The 25,744-nt window shown below is 62.2% G+C and carries 30 protein-coding genes; 18 read left to right on the top strand and 12 right to left on the bottom strand.

Annotation, left to right across the window (positions count from 1 at the left end; genetic code table 11):
• Positions 1 to 16: 16 nt before the first annotated feature.
• The 4 genes from HMPREF0291_RS00365 to HMPREF0291_RS12035 all read right to left on the bottom strand — a co-directional run bounded on the left by HMPREF0291_RS00365 (position 17) and on the right by HMPREF0291_RS12035 (position 3,049).
• Entirely contained in the window at positions 17 to 763 is a 747-nt protein-coding gene (locus tag HMPREF0291_RS00365; protein ID WP_005286191.1) for a hypothetical protein, read from the bottom strand.
• Complete coding sequence (locus HMPREF0291_RS00360; RefSeq protein WP_198002206.1) at positions 760 to 1,467, bottom strand: 3'-5' exonuclease; 708 nt, start codon at positions 1,465 to 1,467, stop codon at positions 760 to 762. Before HMPREF0291_RS00360 ends, HMPREF0291_RS00365 begins: the two co-directional genes overlap by 4 nt.
• Before the next feature lie 42 nt (positions 1,468 to 1,509).
• On the bottom strand, positions 1,510 to 1,962 hold the full coding sequence (locus tag HMPREF0291_RS00355; protein ID WP_156774770.1) for a hypothetical protein: 453 nt from the start codon (positions 1,960 to 1,962) through the stop codon (positions 1,510 to 1,512).
• A 232-nt stretch (positions 1,963 to 2,194) separates the two neighbouring features.
• A complete protein-coding gene (locus HMPREF0291_RS12035; protein ID WP_005286182.1) occupies positions 2,195 to 3,049 on the bottom strand; it encodes an excalibur calcium-binding domain-containing protein in 855 nt (284 codons plus the stop codon).
• A gap of 191 nt (positions 3,050 to 3,240) precedes the next feature.
• On the opposite strand from HMPREF0291_RS12035, the gene HMPREF0291_RS00350 reads away from it, so the two are divergent.
• Entirely contained in the window at positions 3,241 to 3,567 is a 327-nt protein-coding gene (locus HMPREF0291_RS00350) for a nucleotide pyrophosphohydrolase (protein ID WP_005286179.1), read from the top strand.
• 11 nt (positions 3,568 to 3,578) lie between these two features.
• Positions 3,579 to 5,480: a DUF2075 domain-containing protein gene (locus HMPREF0291_RS00345; RefSeq protein ID WP_005286177.1), complete on the top strand. Its 1,902-nt coding sequence runs from the start codon at positions 3,579 to 3,581 to the stop codon at positions 5,478 to 5,480.
• 207 nt (positions 5,481 to 5,687) lie between these two features.
• On the opposite strand, the gene HMPREF0291_RS00340 is transcribed toward HMPREF0291_RS00345, so the two are convergent.
• A complete protein-coding gene (locus HMPREF0291_RS00340; protein ID WP_040423404.1) occupies positions 5,688 to 6,029 on the bottom strand; it encodes an ArsR/SmtB family transcription factor in 342 nt (113 codons plus the stop codon).
• Positions 6,030 to 6,111: 82 nt separating this feature from the next.
• Here HMPREF0291_RS00340 and arsB point away from each other — a divergent pair, with 82 nt between their 5' ends.
• Together arsB and HMPREF0291_RS00330 are read left to right on the top strand one after the other, a co-directional pair.
• Positions 6,112 to 7,233 carry an ACR3 family arsenite efflux transporter gene (gene arsB, locus HMPREF0291_RS00335; RefSeq protein ID WP_005286170.1) on the top strand — a complete coding sequence of 374 codons (1,122 nt, stop codon included), beginning with the start codon at positions 6,112 to 6,114 and terminating at the stop codon, positions 7,231 to 7,233.
• 12 nt (positions 7,234 to 7,245) lie between these two features.
• Positions 7,246 to 7,665 (top strand): arsenate-mycothiol transferase ArsC, encoded by a 420-nt coding sequence (locus HMPREF0291_RS00330; RefSeq protein WP_040423403.1) that lies wholly within the window; start codon positions 7,246 to 7,248, stop codon positions 7,663 to 7,665.
• 23 nt (positions 7,666 to 7,688) lie between these two features.
• Here the strand turns inward: HMPREF0291_RS00330 and HMPREF0291_RS11925 are convergent, their stop codons facing one another.
• Positions 7,689 to 8,123: a DUF488 domain-containing protein gene (locus HMPREF0291_RS11925; RefSeq protein WP_005286164.1), complete on the bottom strand. Its 435-nt coding sequence runs from the start codon at positions 8,121 to 8,123 to the stop codon at positions 7,689 to 7,691.
• Between the two features lie 158 nt (positions 8,124 to 8,281).
• Between HMPREF0291_RS11925 and HMPREF0291_RS00320 the strand changes: the two genes are divergently transcribed.
• Positions 8,282 to 9,013, top strand: coding sequence for a biotin--[acetyl-CoA-carboxylase] ligase (locus HMPREF0291_RS00320; protein ID WP_040423402.1), 732 nt, complete (start codon positions 8,282 to 8,284; stop codon positions 9,011 to 9,013).
• Positions 9,014 to 9,023: 10 nt separating this feature from the next.
• Entirely contained in the window at positions 9,024 to 9,461 is a 438-nt protein-coding gene (locus HMPREF0291_RS00315) for a hypothetical protein (RefSeq protein ID WP_005286159.1), read from the top strand.
• Here HMPREF0291_RS00315 and HMPREF0291_RS00310 read toward each other — a convergent pair.
• Entirely contained in the window at positions 9,458 to 10,264 is an 807-nt protein-coding gene (locus HMPREF0291_RS00310) for a hypothetical protein (protein ID WP_005286156.1), read from the bottom strand. The genes HMPREF0291_RS00315 and HMPREF0291_RS00310 overlap by 4 nt on opposite strands.
• A gap of 196 nt (positions 10,265 to 10,460) precedes the next feature.
• Entirely contained in the window at positions 10,461 to 11,186 is a 726-nt protein-coding gene (gene budA, locus HMPREF0291_RS00305; RefSeq protein WP_156774768.1) for an acetolactate decarboxylase, read from the bottom strand.
• A 247-nt stretch (positions 11,187 to 11,433) separates the two neighbouring features.
• Here budA and HMPREF0291_RS00300 point away from each other — a divergent pair, with 247 nt between their 5' ends.
• From HMPREF0291_RS00300 to HMPREF0291_RS00290, 3 genes are read left to right on the top strand one after another with little or no spacing between them, the layout of a single operon-like run.
• A complete protein-coding gene (locus HMPREF0291_RS00300; protein ID WP_040423401.1) occupies positions 11,434 to 12,615 on the top strand; it encodes a 5-(carboxyamino)imidazole ribonucleotide synthase in 1,182 nt (393 codons plus the stop codon).
• A complete protein-coding gene (purE, locus tag HMPREF0291_RS00295) occupies positions 12,616 to 13,119 on the top strand; it encodes a 5-(carboxyamino)imidazole ribonucleotide mutase (RefSeq protein WP_005286147.1) in 504 nt (167 codons plus the stop codon).
• Complete coding sequence (locus HMPREF0291_RS00290; protein ID WP_005286144.1) at positions 13,112 to 13,597, top strand: YdcF family protein; 486 nt, start codon at positions 13,112 to 13,114, stop codon at positions 13,595 to 13,597. The genes purE and HMPREF0291_RS00290 overlap by 8 nt, the downstream gene beginning before the upstream one ends.
• Before the next feature lie 10 nt (positions 13,598 to 13,607).
• Here the strand turns inward: HMPREF0291_RS00290 and HMPREF0291_RS00285 are convergent, their stop codons facing one another.
• Both HMPREF0291_RS00285 and HMPREF0291_RS00280 read right to left on the bottom strand, forming a co-directional pair.
• On the bottom strand, positions 13,608 to 14,300 hold the full coding sequence (locus HMPREF0291_RS00285; protein ID WP_040423846.1) for a TIGR03089 family protein: 693 nt from the start codon (positions 14,298 to 14,300) through the stop codon (positions 13,608 to 13,610).
• Between the two features lie 179 nt (positions 14,301 to 14,479).
• On the bottom strand, positions 14,480 to 16,102 hold the full coding sequence (locus HMPREF0291_RS00280; RefSeq protein ID WP_083770205.1) for an LCP family protein: 1,623 nt from the start codon (positions 16,100 to 16,102) through the stop codon (positions 14,480 to 14,482).
• A gap of 90 nt (positions 16,103 to 16,192) precedes the next feature.
• Here HMPREF0291_RS00280 and HMPREF0291_RS00275 point away from each other — a divergent pair, with 90 nt between their 5' ends.
• From HMPREF0291_RS00275 to HMPREF0291_RS00265, 3 genes are all read left to right on the top strand, one after another.
• Positions 16,193 to 17,071 carry a glycosyltransferase family 2 protein gene (locus HMPREF0291_RS00275; protein ID WP_005286136.1) on the top strand — a complete coding sequence of 293 codons (879 nt, stop codon included), beginning with the start codon at positions 16,193 to 16,195 and terminating at the stop codon, positions 17,069 to 17,071.
• Positions 17,072 to 17,156: 85 nt separating this feature from the next.
• A complete protein-coding gene (gene manB, locus HMPREF0291_RS00270; protein ID WP_005286134.1) occupies positions 17,157 to 18,245 on the top strand; it encodes a mannose-1-phosphate guanylyltransferase in 1,089 nt (362 codons plus the stop codon).
• A 334-nt stretch (positions 18,246 to 18,579) separates the two neighbouring features.
• Positions 18,580 to 18,870 (top strand): WhiB family transcriptional regulator, encoded by a 291-nt coding sequence (locus tag HMPREF0291_RS00265; protein ID WP_370687010.1) that lies wholly within the window; start codon positions 18,580 to 18,582, stop codon positions 18,868 to 18,870.
• Here the strand turns inward: HMPREF0291_RS00265 and HMPREF0291_RS00260 are convergent, their stop codons facing one another.
• Positions 18,871 to 19,293, bottom strand: coding sequence for a metallopeptidase family protein (locus tag HMPREF0291_RS00260; protein ID WP_083770338.1), 423 nt, complete (start codon positions 19,291 to 19,293; stop codon positions 18,871 to 18,873).
• 233 nt (positions 19,294 to 19,526) lie between these two features.
• On the opposite strand from HMPREF0291_RS00260, the gene HMPREF0291_RS00255 reads away from it, so the two are divergent.
• The 6 genes from HMPREF0291_RS00255 (at position 19,527) to manA (ending at position 24,452) form a co-directional block, all read left to right on the top strand.
• Positions 19,527 to 19,991, top strand: coding sequence for a DUF3499 domain-containing protein (locus HMPREF0291_RS00255; RefSeq protein WP_083770202.1), 465 nt, complete (start codon positions 19,527 to 19,529; stop codon positions 19,989 to 19,991).
• Between the two features lie 66 nt (positions 19,992 to 20,057).
• Positions 20,058 to 20,297 (top strand): type II toxin-antitoxin system Phd/YefM family antitoxin, encoded by a 240-nt coding sequence (locus HMPREF0291_RS00250; RefSeq protein WP_005286123.1) that lies wholly within the window; start codon positions 20,058 to 20,060, stop codon positions 20,295 to 20,297.
• A complete protein-coding gene (locus HMPREF0291_RS00245; RefSeq protein ID WP_005286119.1) occupies positions 20,297 to 20,716 on the top strand; it encodes a type II toxin-antitoxin system VapC family toxin in 420 nt (139 codons plus the stop codon). The genes HMPREF0291_RS00250 and HMPREF0291_RS00245 overlap by 1 nt, the downstream gene beginning before the upstream one ends.
• A 22-nt stretch (positions 20,717 to 20,738) precedes the next feature.
• A complete protein-coding gene (locus HMPREF0291_RS00240; RefSeq protein ID WP_005286117.1) occupies positions 20,739 to 22,127 on the top strand; it encodes a phosphomannomutase/phosphoglucomutase in 1,389 nt (462 codons plus the stop codon).
• Positions 22,124 to 23,125, top strand: a complete 1,002-nt coding sequence (locus HMPREF0291_RS00235; protein WP_005286114.1) for a hypothetical protein — start codon at positions 22,124 to 22,126, stop codon at positions 23,123 to 23,125. The genes HMPREF0291_RS00240 and HMPREF0291_RS00235 overlap by 4 nt, the downstream gene beginning before the upstream one ends.
• A gap of 67 nt (positions 23,126 to 23,192) precedes the next feature.
• A complete protein-coding gene (manA, locus tag HMPREF0291_RS00230; RefSeq protein ID WP_005286111.1) occupies positions 23,193 to 24,452 on the top strand; it encodes a mannose-6-phosphate isomerase, class I in 1,260 nt (419 codons plus the stop codon).
• A gap of 254 nt (positions 24,453 to 24,706) precedes the next feature.
• On the opposite strand, the gene HMPREF0291_RS11130 is transcribed toward manA, so the two are convergent.
• Positions 24,707 to 25,642 carry a hypothetical protein gene (locus HMPREF0291_RS11130; protein ID WP_005286108.1) on the bottom strand — a complete coding sequence of 312 codons (936 nt, stop codon included), beginning with the start codon at positions 25,640 to 25,642 and terminating at the stop codon, positions 24,707 to 24,709.
• Positions 25,643 to 25,744: the final 102 nt, after the last annotated feature.

The raw sequence follows: 25,744 nt of genomic DNA, 5'->3' as shown, positions 1-25,744 counted from the left end.
GGGAAACTCACCCCGCCTAGCGGATGAGCTCAGGGTGATCGTCTTCATTGGGGTTGATGGGGCGGAAGTACCTGCTGCGTGGCCCTTCCAGCATTTTCTGGCCCTCCTTGAGCCCCGCCTTGTAAATGAGCATTGCCCCAGCTGCGGCAACGACGAAAGAAAACGCAATGTTCGGGGCGGCAAACACCATGAACGTGATGTACATGGTGGCCATGATCATTTGGAGTGACCATGCAAAGGGAGGTTTCTCCTCAGACGGTTGCTGAACCCCCGCAGACGGCTTCTTTTCCAACGCTGCTTGCTTCATTGCCGGCAGGGGAGCCCGTTCTTTCGGTTTCGGTGCCCACCGTCCCGGCTCGTCGAGCTGTGACGTGGCGGGTAGGCCCAGTTCTTCGTTGTGCCGCCTCTGCTCGGCGACAGCGGCCGCGACGACGAGTTCCACGAGCATGGTCTGACGGCGCGGGCCCACCCCTTCCAGGGTGAGCAGATCCCGCGCACTCCAGGCGAGCATGTCGGGGCTTTGCCGCTTCCATTCGTCGATGAACAGGTCGAGTCTGGTGCCGTTGCCCGTGATCTCCGTCGAGCGGGCGACGTAGCGCGACATGGCGAACAGCGGCTTGAACGGGTGCTTGGAAATCCAGGCCGAGGTCACGCGCGCCAGGTTGGCCGGGCCCGCCTGGTCCGGGAAGCTCTTCATCCACGGGAATAAATCGTTGAGCTGCGTCTCCGGACGCGAACGCACCTCGGGCCGCGGTATGGTCACCGGCTTAGAGATGACTTTGCGCTGATGGGAAACCGTCGGTGTCGGCCGCGGGCAAGGGTGGGTGAAGGGCTCCGGCGGGGTGCTGCGGGTGCTGTGGCGCGAGTCGTCGTGTGTTCCGGCTCTGTCGCGGAGCGGCCACGGAAGAACGCCGTAGGGTAGCCGGTGACCGATGCGTCGTGCTCTTCATGGAGGTGGCGCAAAAGGTTGGCGGTAGCGGAGGCGTCGGAAAGCGCGTCGAGCGTCTTCAACGCGGGGAGCTTTGCGACGTCGAGTGCCTCCTTGAGCTTCTTCACCCCCAAGTACCGCGATGAGAGTTGCATGGTGTCGATCCATGTGTCCGGCACGGTGTCGTCCATGCCCCAGCGCTCGAACTCGTAGCGCAGGTAGCGCTTCTCGTACGTCGCGTCGTGCGCGACGAGGGTGCGGCCGTGCAGGAGATGCTTGAAGTACCCGGCGAGGGCGGGGAAAGTCAGGCCCCTGTCAACGTCGTCTTCCTCAATGCCGTGAACGTCGGTGTTGAGGATCAGCCGGTGCGGGTTGACCAGCGCTTCCCAGGTGTCCTCGACCGACAGGTCCTTGTCGAGCAGCACCACGCCGATCTCCACAATGGCGTCGTTGTCACGCATGCCTGTCGTCTCGAAGTCGATGACCGCGTAACCGGTGTTCAGACTACGGCGAAGTGATCCCCCGTTTCTGGCGTGCACCGTCGACATAGTAGTTCACCCAGCTCGTCGGTGGCGGCGGGCCTAGAAATCCGGGCCGAACACGACAGCCAGACCGGTTACGTTACGGGGAGAGCTATGGTCGACACTGACGGTGCATCTGTACTCGCCGTGGACGGAGGTGCCATCGCTACTGGTGAAAACTACAGCTCCTTCTGACTCATAGAAGCGAGTTTCGTCGAGCCAGCTGTCTCCCGATACGAACTCAATGCCATCCGGATAGCTGATTTCGTCGGTGTCCTTACCCCATTCTGCAACGCGTTCCACGCACTCCTGCTCCGAGAGCTGGCGATCTTCTTGCAACGTGGAGAACCTTGCCCAGAGCACGACCGACTGGGGGATGGCAATCATCAGGAGCAACCAAAACCACCGACGTTTCCACACTGGTTTCCCCGGAGCCACGCTCTGCTGCTGGACAGGTGGATAGTGATTGGGCTCAACCGAGCTGTAAGGAAAAGCGTTGGCGTTAGGGTTCACAGGTGTCCTCCCATTTCTGCGTGATCAGTCTCGCACAATCGTGTTCGGACTTTCTTCCCTCGGGTGAAAATGAGTTAGCTGGGGAGGAGGCGGGGTTTAGGCGCAGGTACCAACGAGCTGGAAACGAACAGGCACGTCTTACGACTATGGAAGGTGGCGGGGTGCCCTTAGCTCACGGCACCATTTGGCCTCCGGATCTCCAGCCCTCAATTGATTCGGTCGTCACCGACTTCTAGCGGGGGTCATTCTCGCACCCAACCCCATCGCCATCGCGGTCGAGGTGGCCAGCGTAACCTGGCTGGCCTGCATAGATCGGGCCTCCGGTCGCATTCCAGACTGCGGTGCAATTCTCGTAATACGCGGACTGCGGTGGCGCCGGAGCAGGTTCTGGCGCGGGCGGTGGAATGAGTTGTATAGGTTGGTCATTCTGCTGCTGTTGCGGTGCAGTTTCCACAGGTTTTTGGCGGTCTCGCTCTTCGTTTTCACGGCGCTCTCGTTCTATCCGTTCTTCTTCGGATCGACGAGACTCTTCGGCAGCACTGGAGGAGGCAGAAGCGGCGCTAGACCTAGACTCGTCCGCCGCGGTGTCGGCCGTCGAGGTTGGTTGAGTAGTTGTGGGAGTTTCCGGCGTAGTGGATGGAGTTTCCGTGTTTGCCTCGGCTCCCTCCGGAAGTGGCATGATAATGACCGCCAGGACAAAGAGAACGACGCTTAACGAGGTCGTCAAGGGCCAGTGGCGCCTCTTTCGTTCCGGGACCTTGACATACGACATACCCTCAAGGACTAATCTGTCCTCTTCGGTGAGAAACTTGCTCAACTCCTCATTAGTGGTAACGGTGTCCTGAAACCGAGCTGCGGCCTTTCGGTCTTCGCTGACGCAATAGAACCACCAAGCGGAAGGAAGCAAGAATGCTAATCCAGAAAGAACGAGCGCTAAACCTTCCAGTAAAGAAGCGGCTCCAAAAAAGCCAACAACGATAGAGAGTATCCCCCAGATGAAAGCAGCTACAGCTAGCAATCGAGCCAGCTTGTTGGGTGGCTTGATCTCTTTCTTGTCGGCAACCTCGGGATGAAAAGTGGTGGACATTCCTGACTCCTAGTCCAGGGCCATTCTGATAGAAACTTGGCTGTTAGCTTCTCACATCATTCGAGTTATTTTCCGGAAACAGCTTGCAGAAATCATTTGGCGATAGACAGAACCTGAAAGGCTAGCGCCGAGTCTGTTTCGGAAAGGTTAAGCTCGTTCCAGTTGAAAGGGCGGAAATTAAGAGGAGAGCGGTGGAGAACGTCGAAGATCGGGTGCTTGGGCAGCTACGTGCTTTTTCCGAAGCTCGCAACTGGAGCCAATTCCACACTCCAGCGCATTTGGCATCCGGCATTGCCATTGAGACAGGAGAGTTGCTGGAATGCTTCCAATGGGGCAAGGAAGATCTGAACGAAGCTCGGCTGGAATTAGCTGATGTACTCACTTACGCATACCTGCTCGCGGATAAGCTGGGGGAATCGCCTGCGTCTCTCATCGCTGAGAAACTTGAGATCTCCGAGCAAAAGTACCCTGTGGAGAAAAGCTACGGGCGTTCGGATAAGTACGACCAACTGCACTAGCGGAGGCAACCATGCAATTAAAAGGTAACCAGAAAGCTGTGGTGAAATCCTTCCGCTACGACGTAGACAGTCTCGAAGATTTTATTGCGGAGGCTGGGCGGAGCGAAGAGATGCGGCAGCTCCTGCTCAAATACCCAACCGTGTACGTGATCTACCAAAACACCGCTGGCTCCTACCAAGTCTATGTCGGTGAGACGAACAACATTGCCCAGAGGACTAGAACCCACCTCGAATCCGATCCGGACAAGATCGATCTGACCGTTACAGAGTTAGACGCGGCGATCCGGCCTAAGGAGGAAAACGAACCCGAAGCCTTGAAACCGTCCAAGTGGAATGAGTTCCGGGACAGGGATTCTACAATCATCGTCATTGGTCACACGCTTTTCAACAAGTCACTCACCCTTGACATCGAAGACCGTTTGATGCTTTACCTCTCCAGCGTGGAAGGGGTGAAAGGGGCGGAAAGCGTTCAGCTGACCAACGCACGCCGGAACATTCAGACGGATTACTTCACGCGAGAGTACGTAGACGATACATTCCGCTCGATCTGGCGGAAGTTGAGAAAACACGACGATGTTTTGTTCCCATTGGAACGGCTGATTCAAGAGTCGGCCCTTTTCAAGGCGTCGCCGTTTCATCGCCTCAATGAACAGCAAGTAGACGCGAAGGTGAAGATTCTCGATGCCATCGACCATGCTCTGACACCAAACGAATTTGAACGCGAGAAAATGCGTTCGGAGTTCATCTTGGTTCAGGGCGGAGCCGGAACTGGTAAGACCGTTCTGCTCAGCAGTATCTTCTACGACCTTATTCAGGAACGGGCAGGAGCCACTGAACTGGGTGAGCAGCTGGACTTTAGCGCGTACCTGCTGGTTAACCATGATGAACAGGTAACGGTCTATGAACAGATAGCGGAAAAGTTGGGGATCCACGACCGCAAGCGGCCGCACGTGATGAAGCCGACGAGGTTCATCACTACGCACCAAAAGAACAACACCAGAGCGAACGTTGTGCTTATCGACGAAGCTCACCTTCTCTGGACTCAGGGAAAACAGTCGTACCGGGGTAAGCACATGCTGAAGGACATTCTTGAACTGGCAGATGTTGTCGTGGCTGTCTTCGATCCGCAGCAAGTACTTGCGGGTAACCAGTACTGGACGACCGAGCAATTGGAAGAACTCCGTGCCCGCGCGGGGGAGGAGAACACCATCAATCTGACTCAGCAGATGCGGATTGATTCAGCGGGGCCAGCGGAGGATTGGATCCGGGCAATTGTCGATGATGGCAAGGTGCGGCCTCTGCCCTTAAACGACCACTATGAGATCGACATCTTCGAATCTCCCGAAGAGCTTCACCGAGCAGTCAAGTCGAAAGCTGATCCGGGTAATGAGTCGGAAGTGCAAAAGGGGCTGAGCCGTTTGATCGCCACGTACGACTGGAAGTTCTCGTCCGGTAAAACGCGGCCAGAGAATAGCGACACGTGGGATGTCACGATCGGCGACTTCCGTTTGCCCTGGAACAACCAAGGGAACTACTCCCGTGCGGAAAAGGCAGTTTCATGGGCTGAACGTCAGACGACTGTGGATGAGGTGGGTTCGATCTTCACGGTCCAGGGTTTCGATCTGAACTATGCCGGAGTCATCCTCGGTCCATCAGTCAAATTCCGGAATGGTGAGATTGTCTTCGACTCCAGTGCGAGTAAGAATCCGAATGTCGTTAGCAAACGCACGATGATCGTCGACGACGAAGTCAAAAAGCTCGATGTCAGCGAAGAACTCCTGCGGAACCAGCTCAACGTCCTGTTGACTCGGGGTGTCCGCGGGATGGGGATTTACGCGGTCGATGCCGAACTTCGTGAGGCGCTGCTGCAAGCTCAGCATGGCCAATCTGATTTTACTGGTGACAGGGTTTAAGCCAACTCCGGCCAATTCGCCCCCAAACCCTCTACCCCAGAACCGATCAACAACCAGAATCCCCGGCTGAAAATCTCGCTGAGTCTTGGGGTCTGGTGCCACGTGGAAGAGGCCACCTCGGCGAACACGGAGCGGTTCGCCTTGGGGGAGCGGGCCAGGTGCTCATCCCGGACGAGAAAACCGGCGTTGGCGATCTGTGCGCCCGCGCTAATCCATCTGCAACACCGTGCGCAGTTCTGCGAAGGTCCCGGGGAGAACTTGGTGCGTGACTGTGCGGCCCTGCCGAGTTTTGGTCAGTAAGCCGGCGTCGGTGAGCTTCTTCAGGTGGTGGGAGACTGTGGGTTGGCTCAGGCCGGATTGCGCGGCAAGCTCGGAGACGCTGATGGGCCCGCAGCCGTCTTCGGCGAGTTGGGAGAGGAGACGCAGGCGGGCGGGGTCGGCGAGCACTTTGAAGAGCTGGGCGTACCGGTCGGCTTCTGCGTGGGTGAGCAACCCGGCGCTTAGGGAGCAGCAGGTGGATGCTGTCGGAGGGGTATTCGGGGCGGCCATGATTCCCACTATTTCATATTGACAGGCATCTATAACAGTCTTAATGTTTTATATTGATAGTCGTCGATACGAAAGGTGATCTATGTCTGAGCCGGTCGCGGCGCAGGAACCCGCCCGCATGTCATTCCTCGACCGATTCCTGCCGGTCTGGATCCTTCTTGCCATGGCGCTGGGGCTGGGGCTGGGCAACTGGTTCCCAGGTTTGAGTGGAGCCTTACAAAGCATGGAAGTCGGTGGAATATCGCTTCCGATCGCGCTGGGGCTGCTGGTGATGATGTACCCGCCGTTGGCCAAGGTGCGGTACGACAAGACGAAGGAGATCGCCACCGATAAACGGTTGATGGCGGTCTCCATCGTCCTCAACTGGGTCGTCGGCCCTGCGGTCATGTTCGCCCTCGCGTGGATCTTCCTGCCCGATGAGCCCGCACTTCGCACCGGTTTGATCATCGTGGGCCTTGCCCGCTGCATCGCCATGGTGCTCGTGTGGTCGGACCTGTCGTGCGCGGACCGTGAAGCCACCGCTGTGCTGGTGGCCATCAACTCGGTCTTCCAGGTGCTCATGTTCGGTGTGCTGGGGTGGTTCTACCTGCAGATCCTGCCCAACTGGCTGGGACTGTCCACCACGTCGGTGAACTTCTCCTTCTGGGCGATCGTGACCTCCGTCTTAGTCTTCTTGGGCATACCGCTGCTCGCAGGCGTTGTCTCCCGGATCATCGGTGAGAAGGCCAAGGGCCGGGACTGGTACGAAGAGACATTCCTCCCGGCGATCTCCCCGCTCGCGCTGATCGGTCTGCTGTACACCATCGTGCTGCTGTTCTCCCTGCAAGGAGACCAGATCATCGCCCGTCCTTGGACGGTGGCCCGAGTGGCGGTGCCGTTGCTGATCTACTTCGTGGGCATGTTCACGCTGGGCCTCATCGTGTCCAAGATCTCAGGGATGGGGTACGCGCAGTCCGCGTCAGTGGCGTTCACCGCGGCGGGCAATAACTTCGAGCTGGCTATCGCGGTGGCCATCGGAACATTCGGCGCCGAGTCAGCCGAGGCGCTCGCCGGTACGATCGGGCCACTCATTGAGATCCCGATCTTGGTGGGCCTGGTCTACGTCATGCGGGGCATCGGCCCGAAGCTCTTCCCCGGTGACCCGACCCTGCCTGAGCGGCAGTTGTCGCCCGAACGTGCATCAGCAGTGAGTTCACCGGCATAGAAAGGAAGCATGATGTCACCTACTCCAAAGATCCTGTTCGTCTGCGTCCGCAATGGCGGGAAATCCCAAATGGCTGCTGCTTTGGCGGAAAAGCACGCGGGGAAGCGGCTTGAAATCCACTCGGCCGGCACCGAACCCGGAACGTCGATCAACGCGGAATCTGCCGCCTCGCTGGAAGAGGTCGGCGCGGACATGTCCGACGGGCACCCGAAGGCGGTTGACCCGGAGATCCTCCGCACTGCAGACCGTGTTGTGGTCATCGGTGAGGAAGCGCAGCTGGACCTGCCCGATGATGCCCGCGGGACGATGGAGCGGTGGGTGACGGATGAGCCGTCGACACGCGGAATTGAGGGCATGGAGCGAATGCGGCTGGTCCGCGACGACATCGACGCGAAGGTGCGTGGGCTGATTGCTGACGTGCTCGGCGAGTGACGGAGCTGCCCGTCAGCGGTCCGCTATAGGTGGATGACTTCCACCCCGGACCATTTCTCCGCCAGGTATTCCGCCGCAACGAGTCGGTGGCATGTGGACGGGTCCGCCTCCGAGCACAGCAGCGCCGCACAGTCGAACGTCGCCTTGGTGGGCATCTTGCGGTCGTCGAATTGCTTGCGGAGCTTCTCGGCGAACTCGTCGAAAGGCAGACCCTCCTTGCGGTAGGCGTGCATGAGCTCCTCACTCGGGGCGAGCTCCAAGACGTGCTCGTAGTCGATGCCCACAATGACATCGAGGAACCACGCGAGGTCGTCCTGTTTGGTGAAGCCAGCGAGCTGGTTCGTGTTGTGCCGGCGGATGTCCACCACCCGCTTCACGCCGTTGTCGCGCAACAAGTCGAAGAACTCCTCGGCGCTCTTTTTCGAATAACCGACAGTGAACAGCTTCATGTCCGACATGGCGCCCAGTGTAAGTCCAGCGGCGGGGTTGCGGAGCGGGTGCAAAACCGCAGGAACTCCGCAGTGCGGAGTCGGCGGAGCGTCTATTGCCGTTGAACTTCCTGGGTGCGGTGGTGATGCTGCGCGCGTTACCTCGATGTCCCGATACTCTGGACCCCATGACAGTTCAGGACATTGCCCGCATTGAATCCGAGGTCGCCGAGTACTGGAGCGACGTGCGCCATGTGGAGACAGCATCCTCGACGAATACAGAGCTGCTGGCGTCGGGGGAGCCGGGCCACGTGCTCATCGCGGACCGGCAGACGGGCGGCAAGGGCCGGCTCGGCCGGGTATGGGAGGCGCCGGCGGGAGCGAGCCTGCTCATGTCGGTCGCGGTGGAACTGAAGCACGTCGAGGATGTCGGCCTCGCCAGCCTAGCTACCGGCCTGGCCGTGACGGATATCATACCGAACGCCCAGCTCAAGTGGCCCAACGATGTCCTACTGAACGGCAAGAAGTTCTGCGGCATCCTCGGAGAGATCGACGTAAACGGCGACAACACCATGCTGGTCATGGGCCTTGGCCTCAACATCGCGTGGCGTGCGGAGGATCTGCCCACGGACTGGTCCACGGCGCTCAACCTCGAAGGCATCACTATTGAGTGGGACTCATTTGTCATCGACCTGCTGCGCGCGCTCGGCGAGCGGCTCACCCAGTGGCAGAATCGCGACGCGGTGCTTCTAGGTGATTACAGGGCAGTCTCGGCCACCATCGGCCAACGCGTTCGCTTGTCGACGGCGCAGGGTGACGTGGAAGGGGTCGTCGACGACGTCGATAAGCATGGCGAAGTAGTCGTGGATGGGGTGAGCTACTCGACTGGCGACGTGACTCACCTGCGACCCGCCAACTAAACTCCCTGACGTGTCCAAGATCAAGCTCGGTAGGGGAGAAGTCGTCCTGGCGGACATGGCGCCGCCGATGACGACGCTGGTGTTCCCCTTCCTCGAGCTGATCGTCATCACCGCCCTGTCGTGGATGGCAATCGGATGGATGGACGTCAACAGGGTGGATGTAGCTTTCCGCAACGGTGCCGTGGCGGTGTGGGCGGTGCTCGCCCTGTGGCGGTTTGTGTTTCCGCTCGTGCGCTCGCGCCGGCAACGCTTCGTGGTGACTAACAAGCGTGTCCTCTACATCGGCCGCGGCCGGACCGAGTCGATCCCGTTGGCGCAGATCCGCGGTGCCCGGCGCTACCGCGGAGGAATGAGCATCGCTGTGTTCGGTTACGCGCAGCCGGTGTACTTCCCCGATGTGGGGCGCTCCAAGCGGGTGGAGGAGCTCATCCGCCGGCAGTTGCTCTAGCTGGAAGCTCTCCTTTTCCTTGGGTCGTCCCTCAAGATTCCGGGGATCGGGTCGTTGGAAGAGTAGTGCTCGAGCACGGCCGGATCAAGACAATTGAGAAGTTCAAAGATTTCCTTTCGCAATCTACCGCAGTCAATGTCAATTAGGGACTCTTGGTGGCCGATCCGGTTCCTAAGCAAGTTGATCCGGTGCATCAAGAAACTTGCTCGATCGGGATCAATCGGTCTGGGGCCCGCAGAAAGCGCCGGCTCAGTAATGGCCTCGTAGACCCTTGTGAGATCGTTGTATCGAGTCTCATCCGGAAAGAACTTGACTTCCCCGTCCGGCTGCGTTTCGGGGGAGCGGTAGAAGAAGTTTTCCTTCCACTGAGTCAGGGTCACCTGAGCAATCAGGTCATCCCGCGTAATTGGCTCCCCCATGCGGGGATGTTGCCCTCCAATTAGGCCTTCACCACTATCGCGTAGCTCCTTGGCTTTCGCTGCCTTGCCTTTAGCTGAGTTAGCAATGGACGCGCTCACTTTGGAAAGCGGCTCACGAACATTGTCCTTCGGCTCCTTGATCCACTGCTTATTGCTAGGGGGAGTGACTGAATCGCTCCAAGCATCAATTGCATCGCAAAGCTTGTTCCTTAAAACGACCTCGAAAAGCGAAATCAAACTCCACATCGCGGCAGATAGTCTCGAATCCCACTTGTACAAACTCAAAGCCCGATCAGCGTTGTTTCCCGTCTGAGCCAAATACTTCGCAGTGCGCTCTTCACTAAGCGCGCTCAGAACTAGCTTGCCGTGCTCACTGCCGTGCATCCGATTTCCCCTTCGAACCGATGCGTCTCTTGATTTTCCTCGACTACCGATCTATTATCTTATGTTGAGAGAGCACAGGGGCCGTATTGGCCCTTTGGATAGCTCCAGCCGAAGGGGTCACGTCCGAATACCGGTCCTAGAACCGAAGCATCGGAAGGGATCCCTTCACTTATTTCCGCTCCCACCGGCAGCTGCTTTAGCTTTTCACCTCAGTGTCGTGGATCTGCTGGTCCAGATCCTCCGGTGAGAGGTTGCCCGCGGCGAAGTCGGCCGTCAGCGGCAGGTGGAGTTCGATGTCCGTGGCGGGGCAGAGCTCAATCACGGCCTCATGAACGGTGTAGTCCAGCACGTGGCCGCCGGTGGTACGGTCCTCATCGATGAAGTGCACGTGGCAGCCCGGCACACCAATGCCCTTCGCGTAGCCGGGGGTGCGGAAGCCGCCGATGATGCCGCAGACGTTTTCAAACTTGATTTCTTTGTCGTCGGCAACGGCGTCCTGCATCGGCGGGTAGGGTTTCTCCTGCTTGGTCACCGTGCGGGTGGTCACGGTGTCGAAGCTGCCGGTAATGCGCACAGCGTGCAGGTAATTCCCGGACGGCTGCAGCTCGTCGATGAATGCGGATAGCTCGCTGCGGCGCATCCCCTTCGGTGCGTCGGCGACGATCTTCGGCACGAAGTTGGTCACTTGCCCGAACGGGCTCTTCTGATCCAGGTCGGCGATGGTGGCGGAGCCGTCGCCGCGCAGCTGGTAGCACGTGCCGTCCAGGATGATCATCTCCCCGTCGAGGGCGTCGAAGGTGCCCAGGCCGAAGTTGCCGCGAGACAGCATGTCGCCGATGGTGAGTTCACCGTCATAGATGCCGTCGAGAAGCGCGGACATGAGGGAGTTTTGGAAAATCGTGTGGCGGCCAATCGTGGTCATAGGCCCGATGGTAGCCATGCGAGGCGGTTGGGGACGAGGGGTGCCGGACTGCGCCATGGAACTGCGTAGGACCCATCCCGAACTGAGTCACCCCTGTCACATAGATGGCATTGTGTCCCGCGCGCCTAGTTGTGGCTGCTGTGGCGCATGGGACTGAGTTCGGGATGGGGCCTACGCCGCCCTGGATGGCATACCGAAAGCAGGTCCAGCGCTCGTCGGGCGGGCAGGCTCACTAGAGTGGACAAGCGTGAGTGACGCAGCGAACAGAGACCCCCAGGGAATGCCCATTCTCGCCGTGATCGGCGATGGCCAGCTTGCCCGGATGATGCACACCGAAGCTATTGAGCTGGGCCTGAAACCCCGGGTGCTCGCCAGCTCCGCCGACGCGTCCGCCGCGCAGGTTTTCGGCGACGTGGTCATCGGCGATTACACAGTGCTTGACGACGTCAAAAGAGTCTGCTCCGGCGCCGCCGCCGCTACCTTTGACCACGAGCATGTTCCTAATGAATTCTTGAATGAGCTCATTGCCTCCGGGGTGAGCGTGCAGCCGCAACCCCAGGCACTCATTTACGCCCAAGACAAGCTGGAACAGCGCCGCAAGATGGCAGAGATCGGGGCGCCAGTCCCGGAGTTCGCGGCCATTGAGAGCGTCGAGGATGCGGAGACCTTCTTCGACTCGGTCGAAGGCGCGATGTGCCTCAAGGCCACCCGCGGTGGGTACGACGGCCACGGTGTGTGGTTCCCGAAGTCGCGGGAGGGGGCGGGTGAGCTCGTCGATAAGCTTTTGGCAGACGGCACCCCGCTGTACGCGGAGCGCAAGATCGACTTTGACCGCGAACTCTCCGCGATGGTCGCGCGCACCCCGTCCGGCGAGATCCGGGCGTGGCCGGTCGTGGAATCCCGCCAACGCGACGGCATTTGTGTGGAAGCGATCGCGCCTGCGCCGAACATGGCGCCGGAGATGGCCACCTACTGCCAAGAGCTAGCGATGAACGTGGCCGAAGAGCTCGGCGTGACCGGCGTGCTGGCCGTGGAGCTGTTCGCCGACGGTGACGAGGTGATCGTCAACGAGCTGGCCATGCGTCCGCATAACACTGGCCACTGGACGCAGAACGGCTGCGTGACCAGCCAGTTCGAGCAGCACCTGCGCGCAGTGCTGGACTGGCCACTCGGTTCGGTGGAGATGACCGCGCCGTTCACCGTCATGGTGAACACTCTCGGCGGGGAGACCGAGCCAACCCAGCCGATGGAGGAGCGCGTTGCAGAAGTCATGCGCCGCTACCCGGAGGCGAAAGTGCACCTCTACGGCAAGGGCTACCGCCCGGGGCGCAAGATGGGGCACGTCAACGTCGCGGGCCACGACCTGGATACTGTGCTGGAGACGGCGAAGGCGGCCGCGGAGATCATCGTGAAGGGAACAGGAGCGTAGATGGAACCGCAAGTAGGCATCATCATGGGGTCCGACTCTGACTGGGACACTGTCGCCCCGGCGGCGGAGGTCCTCGCGGAGTTTGAAATCCCGTTCGAGGTGGGTGTCGTCTCCGCCCACCGCACCCCAGAGCGCATGCTCGCCTACGCCAAGGATGCGCACACCCGTGGCCTGCAGGTCATCATTGCCTGCGCGGGCGGGGCAGCGCACCTGCCGGGCATGGTGGCGGCCGCGACGCCGCTGCCGGTCATCGGCATCCCGCGCGCTCTGGCGGACCTGGACGGTCTCGACTCTTTGCTGTCTATCGTGCAGATGCCCGGTGGTGTGCCCGTGGCGACTGTCTCCATCGGTGGGGCGAAGAACGCCGGGCTGCTCGCCGCGCGCATCCTTGGTGCCACCGACCCAGCGGTGCAGCGCAAAATGGTCAACTACCAGGAGAACATGGCCAAGGACGTCGAGCGCAAAGACCAGGCCCTGCGCGAGCGTCTCCTCGGCGGTGAGTAACACCTCGGGCCGCGACCCGTTAGTCGTACTTGGCGCCCGCATTATCGACGGCCGCCCCTCCCGCATGCTCGAAGCTCGCCTCCGCACAGCTACCGAGTACGTCGCGTCCCACGGCCGGCGGCCCGTCGTCGTATCCGGTCATGGGGAAGCTGCCGTCATGGCTGCGTGGCTGGCCGACAACGGTGTCGATGCCCGCGACATCATCGAAGAGCCTTTCGCCACCTCCACCAATGAGAACCTGGAACAGTCGTGGGCTCTGTTCCCGGACGCGCGGCGGCTGATCGTGGTCACCAACGGGTTCCACGTCGCCCGGGTACGCGTGTGGGCGGCGCACCTCGAGGTGCCCGTGACAGTGGTGGCTGCGCCGACGCCGGGAAAGTCCCGGTTGAAGAACTACGCCCGCGAGATTGTGGCCACGCCGCACTCGGCGGCGCGGGTGGTGTGGCGCAAGTACGTGCGGCGCCGCTACGGGCGCTAGCCGGTTTCGGTTAGCTGAGCGTCTCCGTGACCTTCTCTGCCTCCATGATCTGCTCTACGCGCTCGGCGGACGCCACGCCTGCAATGACCACGACGGACCCGCCGGCAGCCAGCGGGCACATGATCCGGCGCTCGAATTCCGGGCCCGTGGTCCAGCCGGGGACCAGGTAGCGCTCGGGGCCGTCCTCTGGGAGAACCCAGCTGTTCAGATCGTAAGGGTTGTCATAGAACTGGTCGCCGTAGAACCGCACCGTCGGGCCGAAGTCGACCAGCCCCGGTGGGAGAGTGCCGCCGGATTCGACCACGCCCCGGCCGAATGGGTCGTTGGAGACCACGACGACATCCGGTACGCCGTCCCAATCCTTCGCCCGCTCAACGGTGGTGAACACGAGTCTCGGACCCGCAGAGGACTGGTGCTTCTCACGGTTGACGTCCACATACGGGCTCAAGCCCGCGTTGTATATGCCTACCGGGATGACTGCCGCCTGCCACGACACTGGCAGGTCCACGATGATGGTCGGGGATTCCCCGAAGGGATCGTGGGGGTCGAGGTCGAATTCGTCGATAAGCATGTTGGCAATCTTGTTGGCCCAGTTGTCCAACGTCATCGCCGAGAACTCCATGCGGGTGCCTGCGACCTCGTCGTAGACGGTCAGCCTGGGGCTGGCGGGGTCGGCGGAGAGGAGGGGTGTGAGCAAGCTCATGCGCCCCATAGTAAGGATTTTCTCGGCAGGGAGTGGCCGCGGTCACGGTTGGGGCGCGTAACCCCGGGGAGCTGGAATACTGCTCGGGGTTTTCCGGAATACTGCTCAGATGAACTCGCTGGTCACAAGGTTGCAAAAAATTGCATAAGGCCGAGCAGTATTCCAGCCGGCAGACACGGTTAGTTCACGCAGCGGGGGCCGGTGCCGCCGGCGTTGAACTCTGGGGCGACCTCGGCGGCTCCGAAGTCCTCACCGGGCGTACCCACGGTCTCTTCCTGGGAGACCTCGGTGGGAGCGGCGGCGGCAGAGTCGGAGGTCGGGCCGGTGTAATCGTCGTGGATGACCACGACGACAGAGCTTGCCTCCACAGTCTCATGTGCCACGATGGGCAGGCCACCGAGTGCTTCTGCCAGCTTGACCGCTGCCGGATCACTCGGGTTAGCGGCGAGGATCTGGGACTCGAAGTACAGGCCGGGGCTCGCGTTGCTGACGCTTTCGACCGTCATGCCCTGTTCCGACAGGTAGGCACCCACGCCGCTGGCCTGGCCGGTGATCTCCCCGGCGTTGAGGACCGTCGCTGTGTAGTTCTGCACGGTATCCGGCAGGGCAGCAGCGGCGCCTCCGGAAGCGTCCTTATCTGACTCTGCAGCACCGGCACCTGCACCGGCACCTGGATCGTCTGCACCTGGCTCCGTGACACCCTCCTCGCGCGCCAGCTCATCCATGAAGTTGTGCACCTGGCCGGTATCGACGGTGACGATGGACTCGCCGTAGTCACCCACACCGTTGACGGAGGTGACAGGGATGGTCACGAAATGCACGTTGCCGGCAGCCAGGTCGGACATCTGGGTGGCCATGGACATGATGTTCCAGCCGGTGTCCACCGTCACGGAGCGTTCCACGGCGGTGGACAGCTCGCGCAGTTTCGCCGGGTTCGACAGCGTGCCGGCGGAGATAGCCTTGTTCACCAGGGAGGCCATGAACACCTGCTGGCGCACAATGCGGTCCAAGTCGCCGCGGGGTAGGTCGTGGCGCTGGCGCACGAACGCCAGGGCCTGGGTGCCGTTGAGGGTGGAGCGGCCAGCGGGGAACCTCGCACCGGATAGCGGCTCGTCCACGGCGGCGTTCAGGCAGACGTCGACACCGCCGACAGCGTCCGTGAGCAGCACGAAACCGAGCAGGCCCACCTCGGCGTAGTGGTCGACTTCGACACCGGTCAGGTCCGCCACGGCGTTGATCAGTCCCTGCTGGCCAGCGCGCGCGACCTGTTCCTCCATGGGTTTGCCTTCGTCCATGCCGTCTGCGGTGAGCTCCTCGCGCTTGTCCAGCGCGTGAAGGCCGTAGACACCGTTGATCTTCGTGTTGCCGAAGGTGTCGTCGTGGACGTACGTGTCGCGGGGGATGGATACGGCGGTGGCGCGGGAGCCGTCATTGGGCACGCGCACGACCATGATGGTGTCGGTGTTGAGCTCGCCCTCGGCCTCACCGGCGTTGAGGCGGGCGAGTTCCTCGTCAGAGAGGGGGTTGCCCTGAGCGTCCGTGCGCGAGTCTGATCCGACCAGGAGAATGTCCACGGCACCGTCGGCACCGTCGAGGTCGTTGTTGCCCAGGTCCAGTTCGGAGGCGGACAGGCTGTTGCCCAGGCGGCCGATGGAGTAGTAGCCCATTCCGGCGATAACGAGCAGCACAACAGACAACGTGGCCAGCAGGCCCTTGACGGCCGGGTGCCCTGCTTGGGAGATGTCCCGTGCACGCGACGGAGCCGCCTGAATGTCGCGCACAGGCCTCAAGTGCTCACTCACGAATCGTCTCGCCCCTTGTCTCGAATTAGCTCAGAAGTATACGGTACGGGCCCGCCAAAACTCTTCCCGCGCGCGGTAAGCTGCCCCACTGTGACCAACCCCGAAACTCCGCTGGCAGTGATCACCGTGACCTACTCGCCGGGCAGGCATTTGCCGGCGCTAGTGGAATCGCTTGCCGAGGCAACCGTGTTTCCCACCCGCCTCATCTGCGCGGACAACGGTTCCACCGACGGGGTGCCGGAGGATGTCGCCTGCGCCAACGACAGCGTGGATTTCCTGCCCACAGGCGGCAACATCGGGTACGGCCCCGCGATCAACTTCGCAGCGCGTTCGCTTATCGACGCTAAAAACACCGGCCACATCAACCCCACCTACTTCCTCATCGTCAACCCCGACGTGGAGTTCCTGCCCGGTTCCATCGATGCGCTTATCGAGTGCGCACGGACGCACCCGGAAGCCGGGGCAGTAGGACCGAGGATTCAAGAGGCGGACGGGTCGGCGTATCCGTCGGCACGCGAAGTGCCCACGCTGGTCACCGGGATTGGCCATGCTGTGCTGTACCCGTTCTGGCCGGGCAATCCGTTCAGCCGCGCCTACAAGGCTGGGGAAGATATGGACACCCTGCGCCGCGCTGGATGGCTGTCCGGGTCATGCCTGCTGGTCCGCTGGGATGCGTTTGAGGCGCTCGGTGGCTTCGACGAGCGCTACTTCATGTACTTCGAAGACATTGACTTTGGCGAGCGCTTGACCCGCGCCGGGTGGACGAACCTGTTCTGCCCCGATGCCCTCATCACTCACGACCAGGGCCACGCCGCGAAGAAGTACTCCGCGGTGACCACGCCGGCGCACCACGACTCCGCCTACCGGTTCCAGGCTGACCGCCATCCGCACTGGTGGGAGGCTCCGCTGCGGCTGGTGCTGTGGTCAGGGCTGAAGGCGCGCGCCCTGCTCGCCCGTGCTGTGGGGTAGCTGGGAGCTTGCTCCTATGAAGTTGCAACCGATCCGTGACAGGTTAATGCGCGGTTTTCTTGATCGATCGGGTTAGGTTGAACGCATGGTTTCTACGATTGATCCTGCGCAGACGGACGCCGTTGTTCTTGTCGGCGGCCAAGGCACGCGCCTTCGCCCGCTCACAGTCTCCACGCCGAAGCCGATGCTTCCTACTGCTGGCTACCCGTTCCTGGCGCACCTTCTTGCGCGGATCCAGGCCGCTGGCATCAAGCACGTGGTCATGGGTACCTCATATAAGGCGGAGGTGTTTGAGAAGCACTTCGGTGACGGCTCCGACCTCGGCCTAGAGATCGAATACGTTGTGGAGGAGGAAGCCTTGGGCACCGGCGGCGCGATCCGCAACGTCGAGTCCCGGCTGCGGTATGACACCGCGATGATCTTCAACGGCGATGTCCTCTCCGGTGCTGACTTGGGCCAGATCCTGACCACCCACGCCGAGCGGGAGGCGGATGTCACCCTTCACCTCGTGCGCGTGCCGGACCCGAGCCAGTTCGGTTCCGTGCCCACTGATGCCGACGGCCGCGTCCAGGCCTTCCTGGAGAAGACTGAGGCGCCGCCGACCGACCAGATCAACGCCGGCTGCTACGTCTTCCAGCGCGACGTGATCCAGTCCATCCCGCAGGGCCGCGCAGTGTCCGTCGAGCGCGAGACCTTCCCCGGCCTGCTGAAGTCCGGCGCCCGCGTCTACGGCCACGTGGACACAACGTACTGGCGCGACATGGGTCGCCCGTCCGACTTTGTCCAGGGCTCGTCCGACCTTGTGCGCGGCATTGCTCCCTCGCCTCTCCTTGAGGGGCGCACGGGCGAATCGCTTGTCGACGATTCCGCCGGCGTTGCCGGTGGTGCCATCCTCGTCGGCGGAACCTTCGTCGGCCGCGGCTCTACCATCGGCGCGGGCTGCCGTCTAGACGACTGCGTGATTTTCGACGGAGTGACCGTCGAGCCAGGCGCCATGATTCGCGATTCCATCATCGCCTCCGGCGCGCGCATCGGTGCGAACGCGCGCATCCAGGACTGCGTGATCGGCGATGGCGTGCAGATCGGCGCACGGTGTGAACTGCAGGGAGGCATGCGCATCTGGCCGGGCGTGAACATTCCGGACTTGGGTGTGCGCTTCTCCCCGGACGCGTAGCGGCACGCCAAATTAGTAGCGGAATAGTTGCTAACTCCTATTTCGGCTACTACATATAGTACCCCCAGGGTTTACCCCCGGAAAAAGCCCCGTGTTACTGGTGTGACTGGTGTGGTGCCTTACGCGGAAAATGAACAGCTTTCTCTGAGGAAACCCTCTTATTCGGCTGAGAAGAGTCAATCTCAGTTGACGCTATTTGGTGACCGCCGTTTTAATCGCATTAGTGTAATTCCACACGGAAAGCACGGAACCCACGAACTTCCAGTCGGCGACTCCAGACGGTGTCTCCAACGGTGCGATCGAAACTAATCAGAAAGGGGATGGCGTGGAAGACATGGTTGACAACGCCATTCTTCGCGGTGCGGCCGCGGGCGGAATGACCCTCGACGAACTGTTCGGCACCGTCGAGCAGGAATGGCAAGACCAGGCGCTGTGCGCCCAGACGGACCCGGAAGCATTCTTCCCCGAGAAGGGCGGCTCCACCCGCGAGGCTAAGCGCATCTGCCAGGCCTGCGCGGTGCGTGATGAGTGCCTCGAGTATGCGCTCGAGCACGATGAGCGCTTCGGTATCTGGGGCGGCCTCTCCGACCGTGAGCGTCGCCGCCTCCGCCGCCAGATCGGCTAGCTACCACTGGAAGTCCGGGTCAATATCCCGCGGATCCAGGTTGAGGTAGTTGGCCACCAAGGCGGTCAAAACAGTAGTCAACAGCTCGGCACGTTCCCGGGCTGTTTTTGCTCTGCGCTCAATGGGTGCGCGGAACACCACGAAACGCGCGCGGGTCGGATTGCCGTAGCGGTCCACGCCAGCTTGCAGGACGCGGCCGAGGGGGACCGGGCCGTCCGCGAAGATCTCATCCGGCAGAACTGCCGAAGCGCTCGCGTGCGCAGCATCCCGGCGCATCCGCATGCGCGGGATTGTGTCTACAGCCAGGTCCACGCCGGACAGCTGCGTAGAGTACGCGTTCTGCAACGGCGCGTAGGCCTCTAAGACGAGCTGGTCGAACGCCATTGAACGGGTCCGGTACCGGGGTACCGCCACCGGCAGCATAGGCCCGCGGACTCCGCGGCCGTGCCGGTCCCGGCGCGGTGGCAGCCACGACGGGTCAGGTGGCGGGCCGGCTTGTGCGTCGTTGCGCTCGCCCCGCGGATCGCGCTCGTGGTCAGGGCCTGTCACGGTGGAGGACATGCCTTCAATCTAAGCCAGCCGGTCACGGGGGAGGATGGGGGCACGCCGCGTGGCGAGGGGCAAAAATCTGTCAGGCGCGCTTACACTAGTGAGCCGTGAGTACCTTTCGTCGTTGCTGCCGCCCGGGGTGCGGCCGGCCTGCCATCGCCACGCTGGTGTACGCGTACTCCGAGAAGACGGCCATTGTCAGTCCGTTGTCACCCAGCCCGGACCCGCACGCGTGGGATTTATGCCAGCGACACTCGGAGCACATCACAGCGCCGGTGGGGTGGGACATGGTGCGCATCGACAACATTGAGCTGTCTGATGAAGAAGAGCTCACCGCGCTGGCCCAAGCTGTGTCTGAGGCAGGGCGTGTGACCACTGGCCTGGTGGATACTACCCGTGACCCGATCGAGTTCGACGGCCGCGACTTCACCAACCCGCAGACCTCCAACCACCCCGTCTACCGCACCAAGCGCATCGGGGAGCACCTCGAGGAACACAGGGCTGCCCGCCGTGCGCACTTGAGCATTGTGCCGGATCCGGAGGCGGAGGCTGCCGCCGAAGAGGGGAATTAGCGGCAGGCGTTGACCGCAGCCCGGACGCGGTGGACTATGTAACTACGTAACTACAAGGAGGGTGCGGTGACGACGATTTCTTCGCGCGATTTCAACCATGATGTTGGCGCCGCTAAGCGCGCCGCTCTCGACGGTCCTGTTGTCATCACCGAGCGGGGAAAACCTTCGCATGTCCTGCTCTCGATAGAGGCATACCGGAAACTGCAGGGGGATGGATCGAGCTTTGTAAGAAAGCTACGCATGAGCGATCCAGTCGACGCTGAGTTTGAAAGGGTAGATCTAGAGTTCAGGGTTCCGGAATTCTGATGTATCTCCTCGACACAAACATTCTCAGTGAGTTTCAACGGTCCCGCCCCCATGAAGGGGTGCTGAGTTGGGTCGAGTCTGTGGACCCTTTCAAACTCAACATTTCTGTTCTCACCGTGCTCGAGATCGAAGTGGGTATCTTGCGGCTATCGCGTCGAGATGAGGTCCAGGCCATGCGACTGCGTAACTGGCTGGATGAAGCCGTGTTGGATGGATTCGAGGGCCGTACTCTACCGATTACGCTGGAGATCTCCCGTCGAGCAGCGCAAACGCACGTGCCTAATCCAAAGCCAGCGATAGATGCCTTGCTGGGTGCCACCGCCTCAGTGCACGGGCTCACGGTGGTGACGCGCAATGTCAAGGACTTTGCAGAGCTCGGTGTGCCTGTATTCAATCCCTGGCGCGCACCCGAGCGCTGACACCGGTCTAGGATCGTAAGGCATGAGCGAACCACTTAAGCGCAGCCGCGAGGCTGTCACGCAAGCAGTGAAGGCCTACGACATCCGCGGTCTGGTCGAGCCCGCCGATAAGGCCACTGTTGGCCGCGACTTCGTCTTCGATGCCGGCGCCGCCTTCGCGTCCATCCTGCGCGAAGAAGGGGAGAAGACCGTCGCCGTCGGCCACGACATGCGCCCGTCCTCTCCGGAGCTCGCCGCCGCGTTCGCTGACGGCGTGACCAGCCAGGGCCTCGACGTCGTCGCGCTCGGACTGACCTCCACAGACCAGCTCTACTTCGCAGCCGGCACGCTCGGCTGCGCAGGCGCAATGTTCACCGCCTCGCACAACCCCGCCCAGTACAACGGCATCAAACTCTGCCGCGCGGGCGCGACACCGGTCAGCCAGGAGAGCGGTTTGGCGGAGATCACTCAGATGCTTATAAACGGCGCTCCCGCCTTCGACGGGCCCACCGGCACCGTCAAGGAAGACGACATCCTCGACGACTACGCCTCCTTCCTGCGCGAACTGGTGCCGCTTCCCGAAGATCGGAAGCTCGTCATCGCGGTCGACGCCGCCAACGGCATGGCCGGACACACCGTGCCCGCGGTGCTTGGGGACCAAGATGTTCGCCCCCTCTACTTCGAACTGGACGGCACCTTCCCCAACCATGAGGCCAACCCCTTGGAGCCGGAGAATTTGCGGGATCTGCAGGGGTTCGTCGTCAAGCAGGGCGCAGATATCGGCCTTGCCTTTGATGGTGACGCTGACCGCTGCTTTGTCGTCGATGAAAAGGGCGACCCGGTGAGCCCGTCTGCGATCACCGCACTGGTGGCAGAGCGCACGCTGGAGGACAATCCCGGCGCGACGATCATCTACAACGCGATCACCTCGCAGGCCGTGCCCGAGCTGATCGACGCGAAGGGCGGCCAGGGTGTGCGCACGCGTGTGGGCCACTCCTACATCAAGGCGCAGATGGCGGAGAAGGGCGCGCTGTTCGGCGGCGAGCACTCGGCGCACTACTACTTCGCCGACTTCTTCAACGCGGACTCGGGCATGGTGGCCGCCCTGCACGTGCTGGCGGCCCTGGCGGAGCACGACAAGCCGTTGAGCGAGCTGATGGCGCAGTACAACCGCTACGCCGCTTCCGGCGAGATCAACTCCGAGGTCGCCGACCAGCAGGCCAAAATGGACGCCGTCGTCGACGTGTTCGCCGACCGGACGGAATCGGTGGACACCCTCGACGGTGTGACCGTCTCTTTGGCGGGGTCGAAGACGTGGTTCAACGTCCGCGCGTCCAACACCGAACCGCTGCTGCGGTTGAACGTCGAAGCCGAAACGCAGGCTGAGGTCGACGCTGTGGTCGACGAAGTGCTGGGAATCATCCGGTCATGACCGACCCCTCCAACCGCTACTTCGAGGGCGCAGCGCACTACGACCGGGAAACCGTGCGGTTCTTCGACGTCGCCCATGAAGGTGCGCAGCTGCGCGCCGTGGCCGAGGCTGCGGGGCGGTTGGAGCACCTTGCCGGGGTGAACCCGCGCAGTGTGGTGGTGCTGGCCACCGACCAGATCGCGGCTGTAGCGGCGCGGTGTGCTCTCGCTCTGGCGGGGCAGGATAGTGAGGCTGGGGCCGGTGCTGGCCTGCGCTGGCCTGTTGTGGTGGCTGACGAGTTGCCGGGCTATGTTGGCCCGCTCGATGTCGTCGTGGTCGTCGGCGACGCGCCCGATGCACAGGCCGTGACCCGCGCCATGGCCACCGCGGCAGGCCGTGGTGCTGAGACCGTTTTGGCCGGGCCGCAGACGGGGCCCGTTGTCGAGGACGCGCCTGATTCCACCGTGGTCCTCCCCGCCCCGCCGACCACGCTCGGGGCGTCGCCGCTGCGCACCATCGCGGCTGTAACAGCTGTGCTGCAGACGCTGGAGGGGGCATTGCCGCATGAGGTGGCTGAACTCTCCGCAGCAGCCGACGACGTCGATGAGGAACTGCGCCAGCTCTCACCCGAACGCGACGCGACGACCAACCTGGCCCGCCAGCTGCGCGAGTTCGTGGCGGGCAAGCGGATCATGCACACCGGCTACACGCGTACCGGGGCAGTGGTGGCCGAGGTGGCTGCGGTGTTGTGGTCGGTGAAGGGGTTGGCGGGAGGATTCGTCGATAAGCATGAGCTTGCTGGCGCGCTGGAGGAGACCTCGAGCCCTGCGGACGACATCTTCCACGACCCCTACCTAGACGGCCCGGTGGTGTCCGTGGGCACGATCGTGTGGGGCGAGGACGATGCGCGGCTGGCCTGTGGGCGAGCAGAGAGGTCGGCTGCTGCTGGCTCGTTTGCGCAGGCACTGTGCTTGATTGTGCGCGCCCACGCCGCTGCGGCGCTCTCAGACGATTCCTAGCTGGACCGCCCGTGAACGGGCCGTGCGCGCTCTATCATTGAGCTGACAAGATAGTAGGGGAGCGACCGTGAAACTGATCACTCCAGCCCTGCAGACTTACCCCTGGGGCTCCAAAACAATGCTGGCCCAGCTGCGCGGCGAGCCGGCGCCAACGGCGCAACCCGAAGCAGAACTGTGGTTCGGTGCCCACCGCACAGCGCCGTCGCTCGTTGACGGCACCGGTCTTGACTCCCTCATCTCCACCGATCCGACATCCGCCCTGGGGGCTGCGGTGGAGTCCCGCTTCGGCGCCCAGCTGCCATTCCTTCTGAAGATCCTCGCGGCAGAAGCGCCCCTGTCCGTCCAAGCGCACCCGGACAGCGCGCAGGCGCAGGCTGGTTTCGACGCGGAGAACGCCGCCGGTATCCCGCTGAGCAGCGCCAAGCGGAATTACAAGGATCCCAACCACAAGCCTGAGCTCCTTGTCGCGCTGACCCCGTTCCGCGCGTTGGCTGGTCTGCGCCCCGTCGCTGACACCCTCGCGTTGATCGAGCACCTCGACTGCGCCCCGCTGAACCGCTACGCGCCCTTCCTCCACTCGGACAACGAGGAAGAGGGGCTGCGCGCCCTGTTCACCACGTGGATTTCGCTGCCGCGCGCAAAACGCCTCGAGCTTATCGACGCTATATACGCCTCCGCCCAATCCCCCTCACCTGAAGCGGAAGCGTGGATGGTTGAGGCGATGGCCTGCTTCATCGAGCTCAACGACCGCTATCCCGGTGACGTCGGCGTGCTGGCCTCCCTGCTGCTCAACTACATTGAGCTCGCCCCCGGTGAGGCCCTCTTTCTCGGCGCTGGGCGGCTCCACGCCTACATCAGCGGCATGGCCGTCGAGATCATGGCCAGCTCCGACAACGTCCTGCGCGGCGGGTTGACCTCCAAGCACGTCGACGTCCCTGAGCTCGTGCGGATCTGCGACTTCACCACCCAAGCCGACCCGCGCATCGCCACCACCACCTCAACCGCCCCCTACGGTGAGGCCACCGAGTATCCCGTCCCGATTGAGGATTTCGTGCTCACCCGGCACCGGCTCTACCCCAGCGCAGGAGCGTTGCAGGTGGGCGACGGCGGTGCCGGCTCTGATGCCGGTGCGGGTCCGGGTGCAGGTTCCGGTGCGGGTCCCGGCATTCTTCTGTGCACAAAGGGTGCTGTCACGTGCGGTTCTGGCGAGGCCATTGACCTCAAAGCTGGCTCAGCCGCATGGATCCCGGCCGATGACGGGCCTTTCTCTGTTCGCGCTGCCGGCCACGAGGTGGCTGAGGTCTTCTACGCGCGAGTGGCTCTGTGAGATACCGACTGTGAGACGCCACCCGACGGGGGCGCCGGGCTGGAAGGGGTGAGCATCTGCGCAAAAGTTGACATCCGCCAGATACTGGTAGAGCGATAGAAATTCACTACCTCCGTGTTTGAAACCATAAAGAATCACGCATGTAAAGTTTTGCGCACGCTTTGCGCGCAACGCCGCTGGAAGCGGGTTAGAGGGGTGGCAGCCGCGAGGGATCGCGCTTTAAGGCCAGGCTGATCCGAGCGCTAGGCCCCGAACTACTCCTGTACTTGGCTCTCGCTGCCTGCGCGCTCTTCGCGCGTGGCAGCGGAGAAGGGATCTTCGGAGCGCTGCTCGCTGACCTGGACGCTCTGCGGTGCAGCGTTACCACTCTGGACCGTGGAGTTACCGCCCTGCGGAGAAGCACTTCCGCTCTGGACCGTGGAGTTACCGCCCTGAGGTGCAGCATTACCGCCCTGGGGTGTGGCGTTGCCACCCTGAGGCGCAGGGTTGTCGCCTTGCGGTGTTGCGTTTCCACCTTGCGGTGTGGCGTTGTCGTCGGCAGGCGAAGCGGGCTGGTCCGCAGGCTGCGAAGTTTGGTCGTTGGCGGACTCCGGACGAGGTGCGGGTTCGTTGTTCTCGTTCGGAACGGTTGCCGGTGCGGTGCCGGGGTCCTGCGGGCGCTCCGGACGGGTGGTCTCGCCGTTGCCGCGGGTGGTTGGGCGTGACTCGGGCTGGGAATCAGAGTTAGAACGGGACTGGTTGGCCTGGCCGGATCGCGGGGTCTGGCTCGGGGTGCGGGAACCGTTCTTTCCGTTCGTGCTCTCATCGGCGTTGCCGTTGTTTCGCGGGCTCGGGGCGGCGTTGGTAGGGCGGTAGTAGCTGGTTTCACTACCGTCCTCACGCGCGCCGTCGAGCCGAGCGTTGGGCGGGGCGAGCGGGTCGGCTGCGTAGTTAGAATCTGCGCGATCTTCCGTGGCTGCACGTGAACCACTCTCGGAGGCTTGGAGGTCCTCGGTCATGGATATGGGGTCGGTGCTTGCTGCGGCTTCTTCATCGCCAGTTTTGGCGACGGGTTGGCCGGCGATCTCAGTGTCGTCGGAACGCATGTTCATGCTGGGGCTGGGGATCTTCCACACTGCGAGCCCGAGGAGCAGCGCCAAGGCAAGACCGGATGCCATGTAGACGGCGAAACGGCGTTTGGTCAGCTCCATGACATCCTCCTTCGCTCATTGTGTCGCGCAATGTCCCCGCGTTGTTGCTGATCAATAACAACTCGGTAACAAGTTACCATGGAAATGTAGGCTAGGCTAGAC

This window comes from Corynebacterium genitalium ATCC 33030, from assembly GCF_000143825.1.
GTDB lineage: Bacteria > Actinomycetota > Actinomycetes > Mycobacteriales > Mycobacteriaceae > Corynebacterium > Corynebacterium genitalium.
This window is presented reverse-complemented; position numbering and strand designations above follow the sequence as displayed.